The following is an 18,799-nucleotide window of genomic DNA, read 5'->3' as shown; positions in this document are numbered from 1 at the left end:
TCTTCGTGGGAGGGATCGAAAATGATACATATTCGTTCGGATTATGCAGGTGCTAACATTAAGACTGTTTCCAGTGATCATCGGTTTGTCATTAAGCTGGAGCAGGATATCCGCGACTCCGTCAATTGGTGGTTTTATTGGAATTTTTGTGCGCGCTGTGAAGAAGAACGAGAAATAGTCTTTGAATTCACGAATGGAGAGGTGCTTGGACCTTGGGGGCCAGCATATAGTTATGACGGTATTAACTGGGCATGGCTAGGGGAACCGAGCTTACGGAACCGAGAGTCCTTTGTATTCCAGTTTACAGCGGACCACCCTGAAGTCTATTTTGCATTTTCGCTGCCCTACCAGCTGCAACATTTCGAGAGCTTTTATCATCTGTACAAGGACAGTCCTCATGTGCGGAGGGAAACTCTCTGTACGTCCGAGCAAAAGAGAGAAGTGCCTATCCTGATATTGGGCAACGTTGATGCGCAGTGGAGAATCTTCTTCTGCAGCCGTCACCATGCATGTGAATCGACGGTGAATTACTTAATAGAAGGGTTATTGGAGCAATTAATATTGAAGCATCCCTCATCAGGAATTCTCGATCAAATTTGCATCCACTATATTCCATTCGTAGACATTGACGGGGTGGAGAACGGGGACCAAGGTAAAGGGAGGGCGCCACACGATCATAATCGGGATTATACGGATCAGCCCATTTATGAAGTGACTCGTGGGATAATTCGATATGTAAGCGATCTCCAACCCGTGATTGGCATCGATTTCCACTGCCCTTACAAATGGGGGGAACGAAATGACCATGTATTCATCGTCAAGACAGGCACGGAAGCGGACCGCAGAATTGAACGATTCGGACAACTATTGAAGGAGCTCACGTCGGGAATGCATGATTGCGGGATGAGTTACGATCCTGTTCACGATATTGAAAAAGGGGAGGACTGGAACCTGCCGAATCCAACCTGTTCCTCGTTCATGATCAACCGGGATGTGCAGATGGCGTTCTCAATGGAGATTCCGTATTTCGGCAATGCCGATATGCGGGTTACAGTGGACTCGCTTCGTTCGTTCGGCGGGCGTATGGCGCAGGCATTAGAAGTGTATATGGAGAAGGTATGACCGATCACCACTTTTAACCAGAAGGAGATTGGGAAGATGAACGAGAAAAAAATGACGACAATATGTAAGTATGTCAAGATTGAAGATCATAGTTGGGAAAGTCTGCATCCGGAATCTCTTGTTGATGTCGTTAACGGAGAAAAGGTCGAAGAACCGACTCAAGTGAGAACATTTTGGAATGAAGAGGCGCTGTATATTCAATTCGAATGCAGCGATGACTATGTGGTAGCTGACTTAACTAAGCGGGATGACCCTCTCTATGATCAAGACGTAGTGGAAGTGTTCATTGATGAAGAGGGCATGGGTAAGCGGTATTTGGAGCTGGAGTTCAGCCCTCTGAACGTTGTGTTCGATGCCAAAGTTGAGAATAAAGATGGAAAAGTAATTGTAAATACGGATTGGGACGCGGATGGTCTTGTGACGGATGTCTTTACGGAAGGTAATAAGCGCATCTATCTGATTAAATTGCCGTTCAGCAACTTTGAAAAGACACCTGAAGAGGGAACGGAGTGGCGGATCAACTTTTATCGGATTGATGAAGATCGTAACGGGAAGCGGCATTTTCAGGCGTGGTCACCGACAGGAGCCGTGGATTATCATATCTCATCACGATTTGGAACTCTTTTGTTTAAGAGATGACTTTACCCGACACATATTACATCGAATCGCATCGCATTGAGAGGAGATTACATATGAAATCCTTTTTATATCAGGATCATACAAGGGAAGAAATTACTGCGAAGGCCCAAGAAGGATATATGGCCGTTGTCCCATTAGCCGCTACAGAGCAGCATGGTCCCCATCTCCCTGTCTTTACCGATAGTTTGATAGGCGGTCATATTACAAGGGAAGCGGCTCAAAAAGCGGCGCAATCAATCCCGGTGCTGCTTTGTCCGCTGCTTACGGTAGGCTGCTCGAATCATCACCTTGCCTTCGGGGGAACTTTGTCCTTTTCTTCTGCCACTTATTTGCAGATGCTACGTGACATTGGCGAAAGTCTCGTTTCGAACGGGTTTCGTAAAATCGTCTTCGTGAATGGGCACGGCGGAAATGATCCGATCATGCACCAAACAGCTAACGATCTTGCAGTCAAGCATCCGGTTTGGACAGCTTCGGCTTCTTACTGGAGCATCTCACGTGAAGCGTTACAGAAGGTGAATGCCGATGAAGTCGGGATGGTGCCAGGACATGCAGGAGGATTCGAAACGGCAGCTGTTCTGGCATTGCGAGAAGAGTTGGTTCATGCTGATCGGGTATCGGTTGAGCATGAACAGCGTGATTGGATCAATTCTGGTCCTCCAGGGACATTCATTGGCCGGCATAAAGAGCTGACCGGGGTTGACGGATATACGGATTCGCCTCATAAAGCAACTAAGGACAAAGGCCATTTGTATTTAGATGTGATCAGTCAAAGTGTTGCGGAATGGCTCGTGCAAGTGTATCAATCGATGGAACAGGGAGAAAAGAGCATCGGCACAGTCTGAAATTTGAAGGTTGGACAAGAAAAAAACAACAACTCATCATTCTAAGCCTCTGCGAAGCGGGTTTACATGATGGGTTGTTACCTATTGTTAAAAACTATTTTTGGGATAACCGGAGAAGGAGACATGCTTTCAGCGGGGAAGTACTGTGAAGGAAAATTTACTAATTATTTTTGGGGAGAACGATTAAAGCAACTCGTGACTCCCCAAAAAGTGGGTATCGGATGTTATCGTTACCATTGTCATCAATATATCCATTGACTATTTTCTCAACTTGGCAATTACATCAATTTCTACTAGCAAGTCAAAATTCAGTTCGCAGTAAATAAGCGTTCGTGCCGGGTATGGACATGGGAATAGTCGGGAGTAAATCATGTTAAATTGTTCGTAATGGTTGCGGTTCGTTAAAAAGACATTCACTTTCACAACATCCCTTAACGTTAAACCCGATTCGGACAAAATGCATTCAATGTTCTGGAGCGTTAACTTAGTCTGGATTTCCAGGTCGTCGGCCGCCACTTCACCGGTATGCGGATCGATTCCCCCTTGACCGGATACGAACAGCAGCGATTCTGTTTGTGTAGCAGATGAGAAAGGAACTTCTTCCATTCCGTATTTTTCTATCTTCGTATCCAACACTCATGTTCCTTTCTGCAGAAAATTTCACCTGATGGGTCAACGAATTCGTTATTAGGAAAGGGGAGGCTACTGAGCTACTCTCAGCAGCCTCTACCTAACTAACCTACAATTGGCTTACCAGCCTAACGTTTTACGAGTTGCCTCTGCTTTCGTATTGTAGGCTTCAACTTTAGGGAAGATGTCGCTTATACTTGTACCCTCACGAATGGCCTTGTCAATGGCTGCATTAACCCCAGCTACTGTGCCAAGATCAGCTACGCGCGGATCGCTGGAGAAACAGCACATTTTTGCAGACAATTGAAGTGCGGATACGTTTTTGCCTTTCCAGAGAGGCACTTCTCCGAAATATTTATCCAAGGCAGGATCTTGAACGAAGGCGCTGGAGCCAGTTTCGATCATTTTCTTTTGTGCTGCTATATCAAACAAAAAGCTGATGTACAGGAATGCTTCTTCTTTATGCTTAGACGCCTTCGGAATACCGATCGGTCCTGCTTGGTGAATCGTTGCTTGTACCTTTTTGCCCTTAGGCATTGGCAGAACGTCCCACTCAAAGCTTGCTTTTTGGATCGTTGGTAGCATCCAGTCAGCACCAAGCATAAAAAGAACATTACCTTTAATGAAAATGGCCTCTGCATCGCCAGTCATACCCAAATCTTTTTGTTCTTGTGCGGTTGGTTGTACGTGCCATTTAGTTGTCAATTCAGAAGCCCACTTGAAGTCTTCCTGTATCGCTGGCGTATTCGCTACGCTCTTGGAAGAATCTTTGTTCATGTAACGGAAGTTATCGGCTGTTCCATTGGCCATTGTCATAATGCTCGTAAATTCATGGCCCATACCGACCATTCCCCAATCGTTGGAAGCGGTATTGGTTGCTTTCTTAGCCATTTCTAGGAAATCGTTGTAAGTCCAGTCATTCTTCGGCATAGTCATTCCGTATTTTTTCATCAAGTCTTTGTTGACGATTATCCACATTGGAATGTCGGAGAATGGTACGACCCATTGTTTGCCGCCGGTAGCAAACGATTCCAATAGACCGTCAAGCTTCTTAGCGCTTTGGATTCTTTGATCCTTCTTAACATAGGGTGTCAAGTCTTCCAACAGCTCGCCTGACATCCATTCTGTTAACCCATTGTCAAGGAATACAAGGTCAGCAGCTTCGCCAGCAATTACGTGTTTCACGATACCGCCGTTAATTTTGGTGCTGGCATCTATTGTGATCCATGGGTACATTTTAGTGAATTCATCAAACAACGGTTTGAAGGGTGCTGGATTCCAAGTCAATAATTTTAATGTAACAGGGTCTTTCTTCGGAGTCGGAGTTGGAGCTGCACTCGCTGTTGCCGAGGCCGCGACAGTTGGTGCTACTGTCGGACTGGATCCCCCTTTACCGCTTGAACAAGCTGCCAGGATAGGCAGAAATGCAAGAAGGAATATAATCGTGCTGATAATTGTAAATTTCCGGGAACTTTTGTTTTTTCTGAAATTCATTTGATCGCCTCCAAATAATAATTCAAGTATAATAAGAACTAAAAACCAGACACCCTGATCCTTACCTGACATCGGCGACATGGAATGTCGCATCTTACCATGTGATCAAATTTGAAGAATTCTCGATTCACATGGTTTAATAGTTTTGATACCCCTCCTTGTTATGTAATCATTCTCTACAACTCCGTAGGTAAGCGCATTCATGTTGGATCTTTCTGATTCGATTTTATCACGGCTACATTTCATGTCAAGAAATAAATTTCATATATACGATAAATGACGAATTATATACAGATATTGGATCAGTTTGCATAAGTCTATTATGAAATAATATTTATATTTACGTTATTTTGATTATTTGATATCATTTATTCATATATCCGAAAAGTTTTCATGTTTAATATCAAGGGGGTAGAGAATTTATGGGAAGTGTAGCTTTCAACCATGTATATAAGTATTACAAAGGGGAGCCCAATCCATCGGTTAATGATTTCCATCTAGACGTATCCGACGGTGAGTTTTTGGTCATGGTTGGGCCTTCTGGTTGCGGCAAGTCAACAACGCTTAGAATGCTGGCTGGGTTGGAGGACGTTTCCAAGGGTGATATATACATAGATGACAAGTTCATTAATTATGTTTCTCCGAAGAATCGCGATATCGCTATGGTATTTCAGAACTATGCCCTTTATCCGAATCTTTCCGTATATGAGAATATGGCATTAGGACTACAGCTTCACAAGGTTGCCAAGCATGATATTGAGCTGCGTGTCAATCGTGCGGCCAAAATGCTTGAGATTTCCCATTTCTTAACGAAAAAGCCCAGTCAATTGTCAGGGGGACAGAAGCAGCGTGTAGCATTAGGACGTGCCCTTGTAAGGGAGCCGCAAGTTTTTCTTATGGATGAGCCTCTATCCAATCTGGATGCCAAACTGCGGACGCAGACACGGATGGAAATCAGCAAGCTGCACAGCGAATTAAAAACGACAATGGTTTATGTAACTCATGATCAGACGGAAGCGATGACGATGGGAACCCGAATAGTAGTAATGGATAAAGGGAGAATTCAGCAGGTGGCTCCGCCGCAGCAATTATATGATCATCCTACCAACATGTTTGTTGCTGGTTTTATTGGATCCCCACAGATGAATTTCATTAATGGTTCGATTTTATCCCAAGGTAGTGAATTCTTTTTTGATAACAAACGATTTAGAATTGTCATTCCGGAGAGCTTCTATCCTTTTATTCGAGCGGCACGTACAAATCTGCGTCAAGTGGTTATGGGAATTCGGCCGGAGTACGTGGTTTGCGATTCCTGGGCACTGGAAAAATATCCTGATTGGCAAATAGCAGCCGCAGTAGATGCAAGGGAGCCAATGGGTTCAAATACGTTTTTATATGCAAAATCAGGTGAAGAAACCATAATCTCGCGAACGGAAGCGCATACACCTATTATACCAGGAGATAACATTAAACTGGTGCTTCGTATGGATTATGCGCACTTTTTTGACAAAGACAGCGGATTATCCTTGACCGCTCAGGGGGTCATCACATCATGAAGCGGCGTTGGAATAACGGGATCGTCATAATCAGCATCCTTCTATTAGGAGTTGTACTGATTTTTACCTGGCGTGCTTTATCAAGTAAACAGGAAACTTTTCCGGTGCTTGACCAGTCTGAGTTGCGATTATCAACACAAGCGTCCGGCTTCAAGCCCCTGTCGTATGTGCAATGGATTCGTAGCGACGAATACAAGAAGTTCAAGCCGTCGGAGAATGCCTCAGTGACGGTGCTTGCGGCTCAATACAGCGATGCATCTGCGGACGCAAGTATTGTGAAGCGACAAGATGAAACGAAGAAATCGACCGTAGTCGATTGGAAGAACGGGAAGGGTTGGGTTGAGTGGAAGGTTGAGGTTCCACAGGAAGGGCTGTACGAGCTGGCAATCGATTATTTGCCTATTGAGGGAAGCTTCTCAGAAATCGTCAGAGGAATACAAATCGACGGCAAGTATTTGTTCGAAGAGGCAGAGCGTATTGTGCTTGACCGGCAATGGAAAGATAGCAAATACCCTTATGATCGCAATTCCATCAACAATGAAGTCCGACCGTTACAGCAAGAGGTAAAAGGCTGGAATACAGTGAAGTTATCCAATTATGCCCAGTCCTCAGTGCCATTTCGCTGGGCGTTGACGAAAGGAACTCATACAATCCGGTTTGTAGGCATTAAGGAACCAGTCTCCTTGTATTCGCTTACATTTACTTCGCCCGATAAGATCCCATCTTATGACGAATATGTAAGTAAAAATAAAGGGGCAAGCTTATTAAGCAATTGGTATCAGCTGGTAGAAGCGGAACAATTCAACCAGAAGTCGGCCGTCAGTACAAGATCGGTGGCAGTTTCCGAGCCTTTCGTATCACCGGCCGCGAATGGCAGACTAGTGTATAACACAATGGGCGGTAGTACTTGGGAGAAGCCAGGCCAATCGGTGGAATGGGAAATTGCCGTCCCCGAAACCGGTTATTATGCGATAGATATGAAATATTTTCAAGGCTATTACGGAAACGCATACTCCTATCGCACCGTTATGATTGACGGCAAGGTGCCTTTCCAGGAAATGCTTCATTATCGTATTGCTCCAAACAGCTCATTGGAGATCAAATCAATTGCTGATGATAATGGAAATCCGTATTTGTTCTATTTATCCGAAGGGAAACATCAACTTAAGCTGATCGCAGATAACTCCCTCATTCGTCCGGCGATCATCGCATTGAACGAATTGAGTGTTCGGGTTAAGGCAATCGAGCAAAATATTCGCACATTGTCAGGCAATTATGGAATCGGAGGAGAACAAAATCTCGATACAGCGCGAACTTGGGATGTTAAGAAGTTTGATCCGGATATAGAAACAAAGCTGCAATCACTTGTGGATGATATGGAGCTCGTACGAAGCTACCTGCTGGGATTAAATCAGGAGGTTACTGACCCGATTACAGCCCTGATGACGCTCATTAATGTAATCAAAGAGCTGCAGGAAGATATAAATGACATTCCAAATCGTGTTACCTCTTTCTCGGATATTACCTCGGGTCTAACTACGTGGATTACACCTATTGAAGCCCAACCTTTGCAGCTTGATTATATCGTTGTGCGCACCCCCCAAACGCAACCCGAGCTAAAGCTGCCGAACACATGGGATAAGATCCAATACGCATCGGTTAATTTCGTCCGTTCTTTCTTCGAGAAATATGACTCCAATGAGAAGGGTGACGATAATGCTCTGACAATCTGGGTGCAGCGAGGTCGGGATTATGTCGACTTGTTGAAAACTTTGATCGAAGAAGACTTTACACCGAAAACGGGAATTAGAGTAAATGTCAACCTTATTCAGGCTCAGGGCAATCAGAACCTACTGTTGATGGGAAATGCTGCTGGTGACCAACCGGATTTGGCTCTGGGGATTGATATGGAGACACCGGTTGACTTTGCGATGCGCGGAGCAGCAGAGGACTTGACACATTTTGAAGGCTTCGAAGAAGTAATGAAGCGGTTCAATCCTGGTATTATGCGTTCCTATCAATATGTGGATAAAATATACGGCCTGCCTGAGACCCAAACTTATAATATGATGTTTTATCGAACAGACATATTTGATCAACTTGGTATTGAGCCGCCGGATACGTGGGATGATGTGATGCGATTATTGCCGACACTGCAAGAAAACGGCATGACATTCAAATACCCAAGAACGATGGATAAAACGATTCATTCTAATCTCACTGTCTCGGCCGCATATACCTTCCATTATGCTTTGCCGTATTATCAGCATGAAGCGGAGTTTTTTACAACAAATGGTTTACAATCTCAGCTTACGAGCAATGAAGGACTGGCCGCATTTAAACAATACACAGAATTGTTCACCAAATATAGCTTGCCCCAAGATGTTCCAGCATTCATTAACCATTTCCGATCCGGGGACATGCCGATCGGTATAAGTGATTTTATGTTAAACATTCAATTAATGGCAGCAGCTCCGGAGCTTGATGGACGTTGGAAGATGGTCCCACTGCCGGGCATTAAGCGACCAGACGGTACGGTTGCACGTTGGGCGCCACAAGAGACTACCTCGGCTTTTATGATGAAGAAAAGCGAGCGTAAGGAAGAAGCTTGGAAGTTTTTGGACTGGTGGACGTCTAATGCAATCCAAAGTCGGTTTGGAAACGATATCGAATCTTTTGTTGGCACTACATTCCGCTGGTATACGGCCAACATAGAAGCGATGCAAACGTTGCCTTGGTCGGAGGATGACTTAAAGGCGCTGAATGAGCAAGATCAATGGGCGAAAAATGTGCCGTATGTTCCCGGTCATTATTTCTTGACACGGGAAATGGATTTTGCCTGGACCAACTCTGTGTTAGGTGGAGAACCGCCTAGAGAAGCTTTGGACAAATCCGAAATGTCCTTGCAGCGCGAAATGATGCGCAAGCAAGTGGAATTTGGGATTACATCGAATGATGATTTGCATATTACACCGTATAATACACCTTACAGAAGGGAGTAAACTATGGAACCCGTACATTTGACCAAGGTTGTTACAATACAGCCGGGATCGACTTCCCCCAGGGCTATACGACGATTGAAGAAATTTTTGCGAGAATGTTGGCAGTCAAGGATGTCGTATTTGTTTCTAGCACCCTTCTTGCTTTGCTTTGCTGGTTTTATTATCGTTCCTGTCTTAATGGCGGCTTTACTCAGCGTTACTTCCTTTAATGGAATTGAATTTCCTAGATTCATTGGTTTCAGCAACTTTATATACATGCTTACACAGGATATCGTATTCATGAAGTATACGATACCGAATATGTTGAAATTCGCCATCATCGTCGGTCCGGGAGGTTATATATTATCGTTCGTGTTCGCATGGCTTATTCATCAATTGCCAAGAAGCATACGCGATTACGTTACTCTTGCCATGTACGCGCCGTCTATGGTTGGGGGTGTCGCTTTATCGGTAATATGGGCGGCCACTTTCAGCGGAGACAGAGTTGGATATTTAAACACAGTGTTAATGCGCTTTGGATTCATTGATGCTCCGCAACTATGGCTGCAGGATCCCAAATATTTGATGAACGTTATGATTCTTGTTACATTATGGACCAGCATGGGGGTCGGATTCTTGGCCATGCTAGGTGGTTTACAGACCGTGAATACGGAGCTGTATGAAGCAGGGAGACTTGATGGGATCAAGAACAGCCTGCAGGAAGTGTATTATATTACGATCCCGTCCATGAAACCGCAAATGCTTTTCAGTGCGGTCATGGCCATTGTCGCAACGCTAAGGGCTGGGACCATATCTACCCAGCTCACAGGGCTAACCATCACGCCCCAGTACGCCGGTCATCTGATGGCGAATCATATCGATGATTACGCTTATTTACGATATGAGTGGGGATATGCGTCTGCATTGTCTGTCGTATTGCTGATCATGAGCTTGGGGCTCATGAAGCTGAGTTATAAACTGTTTGGATCGAAGGGGGAATAAGAAGTGATTCGTACTATTCGCAAGCATGTTACTCTCCCCCGGGTGTTTCTAATTACATTCATGAGCGCCTTGGGCATCTTTATGCTAATTCCTATCATCTTTTTGTTTAACAATGCATTTAAGCCCTTAAACGAGCTGTTTTTATATCCGCCAACGATCTTTGTTCAACACCCAACATGGCGCAATTTTGAGCAACTGTTGCTCCATACGTCAGCAGGACTTGTCCCGGCTACACGGTATTTGTTTAATAGCGTTATTGTAACAGCGATTTCTACAGTTACTGTCATTCTTGTTAGTACGATGGCGGGGTATGTTCTATCGAAGCATCGCTTTCATTTTAAAACATTCATTATGGCCATGATTATGCTTGGTCTGATGTTCACTCCAGAAACCGTAGCTATCCCGCGTTATCTAATTATTAGCGGCCTAGGGATGAAGGATACATATTTAGCCCATGTGTTGCCATTTATCGCTTCACCGATAGCTGTATTTTTAATGAAGCAGTTTATCGAGCAGATCCCGGATGCATTTATTGAAGCGGCCAAGCTGGATGGTGCGGGCGAAATGTACATTTTCACCCGGATCATCATTCCATTAACAGCACCAGCGGTTGCTACTGTTACGATTATTACTTTCCAGGCCGTATTTTTTGATATAGAAACTTCTACACTCTATATGACGAAGGAGACAATGAAAACATTAGCTTTTTATGTGTCCAGCTTAACAGCAAGCGTCCCTGGTGTTGCGGCGGCCAGTATACGAGCAGCAGCCGGTCTACTGATGTTCTTACCGAACCTAATATTGTTCTTGCTATTCCAGCGAAAAATGATCCAGACGATGCTGCACTCGGGTGTGAAATAAAATGGATAACGAGGGGGCTTGCCAATGATTAGCCGTACCGCACCCGGTATGTTGAACTTAAGAGCAAAAATAGTTGCTATGCTGTGCTTACTTTGCTTACTCATGCCGTCGATTGCTTTAGCCGAATTACCTTATGCAACCTTTTATTTAGATCCATTGACCTATAATTTCACTAGAACTCAACCGATCTACATTCCGGACAGAATTATTGACGGCAACAATATGAAGGTGCCCCTAAAGGCACCAAGTGATTTATTTATTGCCAGCAATGACCATGTTTATATAGCCGATTCAAATAACGATCGCATTGTAGAGTTGAATGCAGGGGGAGAGTTCATCCGAAGTATTGGTACTGAAGAAGGTCCAGGCAAGCTAAGCTCGCCAGAAGGAGTATTTGTTGCCGATGACGGAACGATCTATGTGGCGAATACGGGTAGTAAAACGATTGTTAAATTTGACGCGAACGGCCGATTTGATAAAGTGTTTGCAAAACCAGAGTCAAATTTGCTTGGAGAGGACTATTTCTTTGTACCGACTAAGCTGGTAGTTGACAATAGAGGGTTCATCTATGTTGTTGTAAAGGATTCGTATCAAGGTTTGCTGAGGTTGAATGCTGAAGGGAAGTTTACCGGCTTTTTCGGGGCCAATAAAGCGACGCTCACCTGGTTGGATCGATTAAAGCGAGCCACATATACTAAAGTTCAGCTAGCCCAGGAAGTAGCGAAACGACCAAATGCCATCCAGAATATAACCCTTTCCGATGATGGTTTTCTTTTTACGACTAGCATGGGCAACGTTAGTGACGGTCAAATAAAAAAGCTGAACGCTGGAGGAGTAGACTCTTTCAAAAACAAATCTTTCCGCGAATTTCAATTGGTCGATATGACCGTAGACAAGAATGGTTTCTTGTACGGGATGAATCGGGAATTTGGGGAAATTTCGATTTATGATCCAATGGGTAATGTACTGTTCTATTTCACACAAGGCAATAAAAATGCAAGACAGCTGGGGGTTACGAGCTACGCGAGCAGTATTGCCATTAATGGGAAAAACGAGCTGTGGGTAGCGGACAGCCGTTCGAATCTGATCCATGTGTTTGTACGCACAAGCTTTGGGAATGCATTTATGACGGCTGCTCATCACTATTTTGAAGGTGACTATGAGGCAAGTAAATCGTTTTGGGCAGAAGTCGCCAAAGAGAATGGGATGATCAACATTTCATTTAATGGATTAGGGAAGATCGCTCTGCATGAAAAACGGTATGAAGAAGCATTGGACTATTTTAAACAATCCAGTGATGCACAAGGTTATTCCGACGCCTTCTGGAACATTCGGTACGATTGGATTCAAAAGTATCTCTTCCTTTCTTTTGTTATTCTGGTTGCTGTGATATGGGGGCTTGTGTTCCTGTGGAGAAAAGGGGCAGCAGCTGCTCGACGAAGAACATGGCCGCCACTGCTGCAGCAGTATGTAAAGGAGCTTAAGGATACGTTCTATCTAATGATACATCCGTACGAAGGATTTTATCGTTTAAAGGATCGGAAAATCTCTTTCTTCGTCCTGATTTTTATTCTTCTACTTGCCGCTGCTGTTCATGTAGTCTCTATATTTGGTTCAGGGTTTATTGCCTATCCTTATGACTTGGGCAGGTATAATGTCAAAATGTCCATTGGTTTGCTGACATTGCCATGGATAACATGGGTCATCGCCAACTATTTGGTAAGCACCGTAAAGGGAGGAGAAGGACGTTTCCGGGAAGTATTGCAAGCGAGCACCTTTGCCATCGTACCCTACATCGTCATGACGATCCCTACCATTCTTCTTTCGCACATTTTGGTCGCTGAGGAATGGATCATTATTGATATTATTCAACAAATCATGTGGATTTGGATCATTGTAAATCTCTTCGTGATGACGCAAGTGATTCATAATTTTGATTTTGTAGAGGCGTTAAAAAATGCAGGGATCACAGTGTTTACAATCGGAGTAATATGGGTGTTTGTGATCATTATTTCCGGGCTAAGTATCAACCTGTACGATTTCCTGGAACAGATTTACCGGGAGGTGACCTTCAATGGTTAGCCGATTATGGCCGTTAAAGAAAAAGCTATGGATACAAGCAATAGTCGGTGCCGTAATCGTCCTGCTCGCTGTGGTCTTATGGATTTCGAATCGTGATACATTGCCGAAGCTGATTGCGATGAATATCGGAGCACCCCAATTCGTTACATTACCCGTAGTACAAGGGGATGAGTGGAAACCTCAGGCTGTTAATGCCGAGGGCTTTGCTAAAGTTGCAGAAAATGGAAAATTTTCTTTGCATCTAGATCCAAAGACGAGCCAAATCACCGTACTGAATAAACAGAATGGCTACTTATGGCGAAGCAATCCGGAAAACAGTAAACTGGCCCAAGAAACCGTTAAGGCTACTTTGCTTGATAACCTGCAGTCCCCTTATATTTTGGAATATACGGCGGGTACGGAAACGAAGCGTTCGGTTACCAATACGAAGGACCCGAAAGTGACGATCCAATATACGGCTATGGGCAATAGTGGCATTCAAGCCACTTATACATATGCGGAGTTGAAATTCTCATTTGTCATTCAATATATGTTAACCGACCATGGATTAGAGGTAATGGTACCTGACGTAGGGGTAATCGAAACAGGTGATATAAAAATATTCTCGCTTAACGTTCTTCCTTTTTTTGGAGCTGTATCTAAGTCAGAGGAGCAAGGCTATCTATTCGTTCCGGATGGTCCTGGCGGCTTGGTCTATTATGACCGGAAACGTCCGAGCATTGGAACGGTTTATGATTTTCCTATGTACGGTGATGATCCTGCAAACCTAAAGAATTTCTATACAAGGGTGATTCCAAGAGAGCCAATCACTTATCCCGTATTCGGATTAAAACGAGGTAATCAGGCTTTTGCAGCCATTGTTAGGGAAGGACAATACACCACTTCTGTTAAAGCCGTATTACCTGGTAACATTTCAAGCTACAATACGGTGAGCGCCAATTTCAATTACCGACAAGAGTATGGACGTAGAGTAAGCGGCATTACGTTTGAAGTCATAAGTACGATCCAGAAGGATCGGGTTCATGAAGACCGTCGGATTGAATACCGTTTACTCTCAGGCGATGAGGCCAACTATACAGGGATGGCTCATGCTTATCGATCATACCTTCAGGAGAACGGAATACTTACAACAAAGTTGAAAGCAACGGAACAAATACCCCTAATGTTGTCTATTATTGGTGGGGCCGCCAAGCGTAAATTTGGAGGTAAGGGCTATGAGAGTGCGACAACGTTCTCCCAAGCAGAACTAATGGTAGATGATTTGCAGAAGCATAGTATCTCTAATATTAGAGTTACGTATCAAGGCTGGCAAAACAGCGGTTACGCACAAACGGACTATCGTTTCCCTGTTGTTCAACAAATAGGAGGAACTAAAGGGGCCAAGCAATTTATCGAGGCGATGCACGAGAAGGGCATCAAAGTATTATTCGAGGAATACATGGCATGGAAGAACCCGGAACATACGTTCTTCTATGCAAAGAGTGATGGCATTCGCGGCATTGATAAGGCTGTTTTGCTGGATCCAGGTGAACGTTTCATCGTCAATCCCATCAAAGCAGTACGCGGGCAGAAGGAAGTAATCGATCAATTAAAGGAAATTGGAGTTGATGGGATCCATTATTTCGACGGACCGGGAAATCAACTGTATAGCGATTATAATCAAAGCGAACCACTTTCACGTAAGGATACGGCTCACTACTTCGACTCGCTGCTGGAATATGCACGAGAACAACTTGGTACAGTCGGGGCCGTCCGCGGAAATGATTATTCACTCCGTCACGTCGATTTTATCGAGGCGATTCCTTTTTCTTCCAGCTACGATTTTATGATCGATGAAACGGTGCCATTTTATCAAATGGTTATCCATGGTGCTGTTGAGTATACTTCTTTGGCTGGTAATTTACGTGATGTATATGATGTGCAAATGCTTAAAGCGATCGAATATGGCGCTATTCCGTTTTTCAGATTGACTTATTCAGAAAGCCGAGTCTTAAATGAAACCGATTATGGATTCGTTTATAGTGGCGAATATTCCGTTTGGAAAGACCGAATCGTCGATGAGTACCAGAAGTTCAATCAATTAGCTGCGGTGTACAATCAGCAAATGATCAATCATGAGAAACTAGCTCAAGGAATCTACAGAACAACATACGAGGATGGTACCAGTGTTACAGTGAATTACAACTTGAAACGATTCGATGTAACGAAGGGGGGAGCAAGATGATCAGCAAACAAGAACGACGCAAAGGATTCCTCCTGTTCCACCTGAAGGACTATGGAGTTGGCTATCTGTTTATGCTCCCTTGGATGATTGGCTTTGCGGTTTTTGTCGCTTTCCCAGTGGGCTCTTCCCTATTCAACAGCTTTAATAAGGTTATCCCCTCTAGCGGATCGTTTAAATACAATTGGGTCGGTTTAGACAATTATAAAAGGATGCTGGTTCAGGACAATGCTTATCCCATTGCCTTGTATACGCATTTCCAAGAAATGCTGCTGGTCATTCCGTTAATCCTTATTTTTTCATTTTTCGTTGCTTTGGTGCTTAACCAGAAATTTCCGGGAAGAGGGTTAATGCGTGCCATCTTTTTTCTTCCCGTTATTTTTGCAACTGGTCAAGTACTGTTGGAATTGTTCACGCAAGGAGCAGGAGAACTGCCCTTTATCGAACAGTACAATCTGGAGCCTATTATCCGGCAATATTTTAGTGATCGAACAACTACTTCTATAATGAGTGTTTTAAGTAGAATGGTTATTATCTTATGGTACTCCGGTGTACAGATATTAATTTTTATTGCAGGCTTTCAAACGATTTCCAAGTCTATCTATGAAGCGATCCGTGTAGACGGTGCATCTCCGTGGGAAAGCTTCTGGAAAATTACATTTCCCGGCATGATTCCTTTTATGGGACTGAATGCCATTTACACCATCGTTGATTTATTCACATTTCCGTTTAATAAGGTGCTTGACATTGTGCGAAACAACATGTTTTCTCCAACTACCGGGTATGGTTATGCAAGCGCGCAAGCGTGGTTGTATTTCCTGATCATCTTATTGATGATTGGCTTGACTCTATTACTGACCTACAGGGCGACGAAGAATAGAGGAGGAGAACGGCGATGAAATTGGCAGAGACGTATCAACAAGCGAAGACGGAAGTGCTGCGAACGGTATCAACCCGGCGTGCGCAAAGAGTTAATAAATTTCTGCTCGGACAGAACATGAATGACGGTTTACTCGCCAAGACGATTATGATTGCCCTGTTGACCGTTATAGCATTCTTGTATGTAAGACCGATCATTGATATGATTTCCACAAGCTTAAAAAGCTTGGAAGACTTGATCGATCCTTCTGTCGGAGTAATACCTAGAGACTTCTATTTTAAAAATTTTATCGACGCTTGGAAGGGGCTTCAATATCCGGAAGCCTTCGGGAATACGTTCTTAATTGCATTTTTTGGATCTTTGTTCCAAGTCTTCTCATGTGCATTAACCGGCTATGCTATGGCTCGACTTAGATTTCCAGGTAAAACCCTATTTTTTATCATGATCCTGGTTACTTTCATCGTACCCCCGGAAATTACGAGTATTCCACTTTATATGCTGTTCAGTAAGCTTGGCTGGCTAAACACACCGTTTGTATTTCTGGTGCCTGCTTTGCTCGCTCAAGGAGTACGTGGAGCTTTATTTATCATCATTTTCCGGCAATTTTTCTTGGCGCAGCCAAAAGCATTGGAAGAAGCGGCCAAAATAGATGGAGCCTCCATATTCCGCTTATTCTTCCGGATTATGCTTCCATTGGCAAGCGGGGCATGTCTCGTCGTTTTCTTGTTTTCGTTCGTTTGGTACTGGAATATGTACTATGAACCGTCCATGTTTTTAAATAAAGAATTTATTCCGCTTTCTTTACGACTAGATGATCTGCCAACGGTATTATTGGGTGACACGGCGCAGAGCATGAGCATTCAGGTAGGGAAAGATCCGGTTTCGGAAGGTCCCAAGATGGCTGCAGCATTTCTAATCATATTGCCACCCCTGCTTATATATTTGATTGCACAGCGCTGGTTTACGGAAGGTATTGAACGTACGGGCTTGGTCGAGTAAAGCTGCTGAGGAATCTGAAGTAAAACTAAACATAATAACAACGAGTGAAGAAGGCGACGATGACAAAATGTTCGTGGCCTCTTCACTCGTTTTCTGTTCCGCATGAAAAACCACAACGGTGTTATCAAGAGATTGGGAGAGAAGAGATATGATGGCAAAAAAGTTATTATGTATTACTATGCTGCTTGGAGTCGTTTTAGTGACATCCGCGTGTAATGAGGGCAAAAAAACAGAACCGGAAGAACCTGTTGAGATTCATTTTCAGGCTCCATTTCTAAGTCTCGATAAGATTTCCTTAGATGCCTATCTTAAACTATTAAAAGAGACAGCCGAAAATTTCAAGAAGATAAATCCACAAATTACGGTCGTTGTAGATTCACTAACTCCTGATGATGCTTTAAAGAAACTGAAAAGTAAGGAGCCGCAGGACATCGTTTCCTTATTTATCAACTCTTATCAATTAGCCGAGAAGGAGGGATTATTGCTGGATTTGACAAGACAATTGTCAGTATCGAAGAACAATGACATCAATGATCGAATTCTCGATATAGCGAAGGTAAATAACAAATTGTATGCGTTGCCGTATGCGGCCGATCCGCTTGTCGTGTTATACAATAAAGATTTATTCGATAGAGCTCAAGTCGCATATCCGAAAGGAGATTGGACCTGGGAGCAATTCAGAGACATTTCGAAACAAACGAACCAGATGCAAAATCCTTTACTAGCTTACAATATCGCTACTCTTGATTTACTAATGGGAAGCACCGGAAAAGGTTTGTTATCTCCCAAAGGAGATACTTCTGTAGGGTATTTGGATAGCCCGGAGTCGGTTCGTACGCTTAAATGGTTAAATGCGTATTATCAGGAAGCGAAAATAAGAACAGGCCCATTGACAGATACGAATGCATTTATCGAGTTCTCGAGTTCCAAAACATCAATGTATGTGTCCTACTCCAGTACAAGGAATGGATTGAACGATAAGCTAAGCTATGCCCCATTGCCTCATTTCGCAGGCGGTAAGCGAGCGAATCCGGTCCAGTTTTACGGATATGGGATTGCCCAGAAAAGCAAGCATCCCGTGGAAGCTTGGAAGTTTATTGAGTATCTCGCCTTAACAAACCACGAAACGACGAATCAATTGGCGAAATATAATTTATCAACAAGCAAATCGATTTCGCAAGCGACGGGCCAAAGCAGGGATCCACTCATGAGCATCGCTGTAGACGAGATGAACGTTGCGACAAAATCATCGGGCAGTAACAACCCTTTCTTCTACAGGGCATGGAATGAAGCTTTGACTGCCGAGTTTCAAAAGCTGCTTACGACAGATGATAAAGACATCCAGACCAGTTTGTATAACCTGGCATTAAAGATTGATCAAGAGATGAACCGCTTGAAGCTCGAAACCGTTCAGCAGATGAAAAGCCCAACGCCATAATAGAATGTATTGGGGCCCGTATTTTGGGTGAGAAATATCTTCAAACAGA

14 protein-coding genes are annotated in these 18,799 nt (G+C 43.7%); 12 read left to right on the top strand and 2 right to left on the bottom strand.

Annotated elements, in window-relative coordinates; genetic code table 11:
* The first annotated feature begins 21 nt into the window (after positions 1–21).
* From AC58QD_RS10980 to AC58QD_RS10970, 3 genes are read left to right on the top strand one after another with little or no spacing between them, the layout of a single operon-like run.
* The gene (locus tag AC58QD_RS10980; RefSeq protein ID WP_497333017.1) at positions 22–1,122 is read left to right on the top strand and encodes a M14 family metallopeptidase; all 1,101 of its coding nucleotides are present in this window, start codon (positions 22–24) and stop codon (positions 1,120–1,122) included.
* Positions 1,123–1,158: 36 nt separating this feature from the next.
* Positions 1,159–1,761, top strand: a complete 603-nt coding sequence (locus AC58QD_RS10975) for a carbohydrate-binding family 9-like protein (protein ID WP_497333015.1) — start codon at positions 1,159–1,161, stop codon at positions 1,759–1,761.
* A 53-nt stretch (positions 1,762–1,814) separates the two neighbouring features.
* Positions 1,815–2,606, top strand: a complete 792-nt coding sequence (locus AC58QD_RS10970; RefSeq protein ID WP_497333013.1) for a creatininase family protein — start codon at positions 1,815–1,817, stop codon at positions 2,604–2,606.
* Between the two features lie 258 nt (positions 2,607–2,864).
* On the opposite strand, the gene AC58QD_RS10965 is transcribed toward AC58QD_RS10970, so the two are convergent.
* Together AC58QD_RS10965 and AC58QD_RS10960 are read right to left on the bottom strand one after the other, a co-directional pair.
* On the bottom strand, positions 2,865–3,239 hold the full coding sequence (locus tag AC58QD_RS10965) for a RidA family protein (protein WP_497333011.1): 375 nt from the start codon (positions 3,237–3,239) through the stop codon (positions 2,865–2,867).
* A 117-nt stretch (positions 3,240–3,356) separates the two neighbouring features.
* Positions 3,357–4,730 carry an ABC transporter substrate-binding protein gene (locus AC58QD_RS10960; protein ID WP_497333009.1) on the bottom strand — a complete coding sequence of 458 codons (1,374 nt, stop codon included), beginning with the start codon at positions 4,728–4,730 and terminating at the stop codon, positions 3,357–3,359.
* Between the two features lie 422 nt (positions 4,731–5,152).
* On the opposite strand from AC58QD_RS10960, the gene AC58QD_RS10955 reads away from it, so the two are divergent.
* From AC58QD_RS10955 to AC58QD_RS10915, 9 genes are all read left to right on the top strand, one after another.
* Positions 5,153–6,286 carry an ABC transporter ATP-binding protein gene (locus AC58QD_RS10955; RefSeq protein WP_497333007.1) on the top strand — a complete coding sequence of 378 codons (1,134 nt, stop codon included), beginning with the start codon at positions 5,153–5,155 and terminating at the stop codon, positions 6,284–6,286.
* The gene (locus tag AC58QD_RS10950; protein ID WP_497333005.1) at positions 6,283–9,288 is read left to right on the top strand and encodes an extracellular solute-binding protein; all 3,006 of its coding nucleotides are present in this window, start codon (positions 6,283–6,285) and stop codon (positions 9,286–9,288) included. Before AC58QD_RS10955 ends, AC58QD_RS10950 begins: the two co-directional genes overlap by 4 nt.
* Before the next feature lie 3 nt (positions 9,289–9,291).
* Positions 9,292–10,269, top strand: coding sequence for a carbohydrate ABC transporter permease (locus tag AC58QD_RS10945; RefSeq protein WP_497333003.1), 978 nt, complete (start codon positions 9,292–9,294; stop codon positions 10,267–10,269).
* A 3-nt stretch (positions 10,270–10,272) separates the two neighbouring features.
* Entirely contained in the window at positions 10,273–11,130 is an 858-nt protein-coding gene (locus AC58QD_RS10940; protein WP_497333001.1) for a carbohydrate ABC transporter permease, read from the top strand.
* Positions 11,131–11,154: 24 nt separating this feature from the next.
* Positions 11,155–13,212 (top strand): YIP1 family protein, encoded by a 2,058-nt coding sequence (locus tag AC58QD_RS10935; RefSeq protein ID WP_497332999.1) that lies wholly within the window; start codon positions 11,155–11,157, stop codon positions 13,210–13,212.
* The gene (locus AC58QD_RS10930) at positions 13,205–15,436 is read left to right on the top strand and encodes a DUF5696 domain-containing protein (RefSeq protein WP_497332997.1); all 2,232 of its coding nucleotides are present in this window, start codon (positions 13,205–13,207) and stop codon (positions 15,434–15,436) included. The genes AC58QD_RS10935 and AC58QD_RS10930 overlap by 8 nt, the downstream gene beginning before the upstream one ends.
* Positions 15,433–16,332, top strand: a complete 900-nt coding sequence (locus AC58QD_RS10925) for a carbohydrate ABC transporter permease (RefSeq protein WP_497332995.1) — start codon at positions 15,433–15,435, stop codon at positions 16,330–16,332. The genes AC58QD_RS10930 and AC58QD_RS10925 overlap by 4 nt, the downstream gene beginning before the upstream one ends.
* On the top strand, positions 16,329–17,312 hold the full coding sequence (locus tag AC58QD_RS10920) for a carbohydrate ABC transporter permease (RefSeq protein WP_497332993.1): 984 nt from the start codon (positions 16,329–16,331) through the stop codon (positions 17,310–17,312). Before AC58QD_RS10925 ends, AC58QD_RS10920 begins: the two co-directional genes overlap by 4 nt.
* Positions 17,313–17,460: 148 nt before the next feature.
* Positions 17,461–18,750, top strand: a complete 1,290-nt coding sequence (locus AC58QD_RS10915) for an extracellular solute-binding protein (RefSeq protein ID WP_497332991.1) — start codon at positions 17,461–17,463, stop codon at positions 18,748–18,750.
* The last annotated feature ends 49 nt before the right edge of the window (positions 18,751–18,799 follow it).

The organism is Paenibacillus sp. J2R1T-4, from assembly GCF_059692235.1.
The sequence above is the reverse complement of the archived record's forward strand: the minus strand, read 5'-3'. Positions and strand labels throughout refer to the sequence as shown.

What these genes read in the sequence shown, in the direction of transcription:
- AC58QD_RS10980 (WP_497333017.1), top strand. Translation starts at nt 22, where the DNA reads ATGATACATATTCGTTCGGATTATGCAGGTGCTAACATTAAGACTGTT.
- AC58QD_RS10975 (WP_497333015.1), top strand. Translation starts at nt 1,159, where the DNA reads ATGAACGAGAAAAAAATGACGACAATATGTAAGTATGTCAAGATTGAA.
- AC58QD_RS10970 (WP_497333013.1), top strand. Translation starts at nt 1,815, where the DNA reads ATGAAATCCTTTTTATATCAGGATCATACAAGGGAAGAAATTACTGCG.
- AC58QD_RS10960 (WP_497333009.1), bottom strand. Translation starts at nt 4,730, where the DNA reads ATGAATTTCAGAAAAAACAAAAGTTCCCGGAAATTTACAATTATCAGC.
- AC58QD_RS10955 (WP_497333007.1), top strand. Translation starts at nt 5,153, where the DNA reads ATGGGAAGTGTAGCTTTCAACCATGTATATAAGTATTACAAAGGGGAG.
- AC58QD_RS10950 (WP_497333005.1), top strand. Translation starts at nt 6,283, where the DNA reads ATGAAGCGGCGTTGGAATAACGGGATCGTCATAATCAGCATCCTTCTA.
- AC58QD_RS10945 (WP_497333003.1), top strand. Translation starts at nt 9,292, where the DNA reads ATGGAACCCGTACATTTGACCAAGGTTGTTACAATACAGCCGGGATCG.
- AC58QD_RS10935 (WP_497332999.1), top strand. Translation starts at nt 11,155, where the DNA reads ATGATTAGCCGTACCGCACCCGGTATGTTGAACTTAAGAGCAAAAATA.
- AC58QD_RS10930 (WP_497332997.1), top strand. Translation starts at nt 13,205, where the DNA reads ATGGTTAGCCGATTATGGCCGTTAAAGAAAAAGCTATGGATACAAGCA.
- AC58QD_RS10925 (WP_497332995.1), top strand. Translation starts at nt 15,433, where the DNA reads ATGATCAGCAAACAAGAACGACGCAAAGGATTCCTCCTGTTCCACCTG.
- AC58QD_RS10920 (WP_497332993.1), top strand. Translation starts at nt 16,329, where the DNA reads ATGAAATTGGCAGAGACGTATCAACAAGCGAAGACGGAAGTGCTGCGA.
- AC58QD_RS10915 (WP_497332991.1), top strand. Translation starts at nt 17,461, where the DNA reads ATGATGGCAAAAAAGTTATTATGTATTACTATGCTGCTTGGAGTCGTT.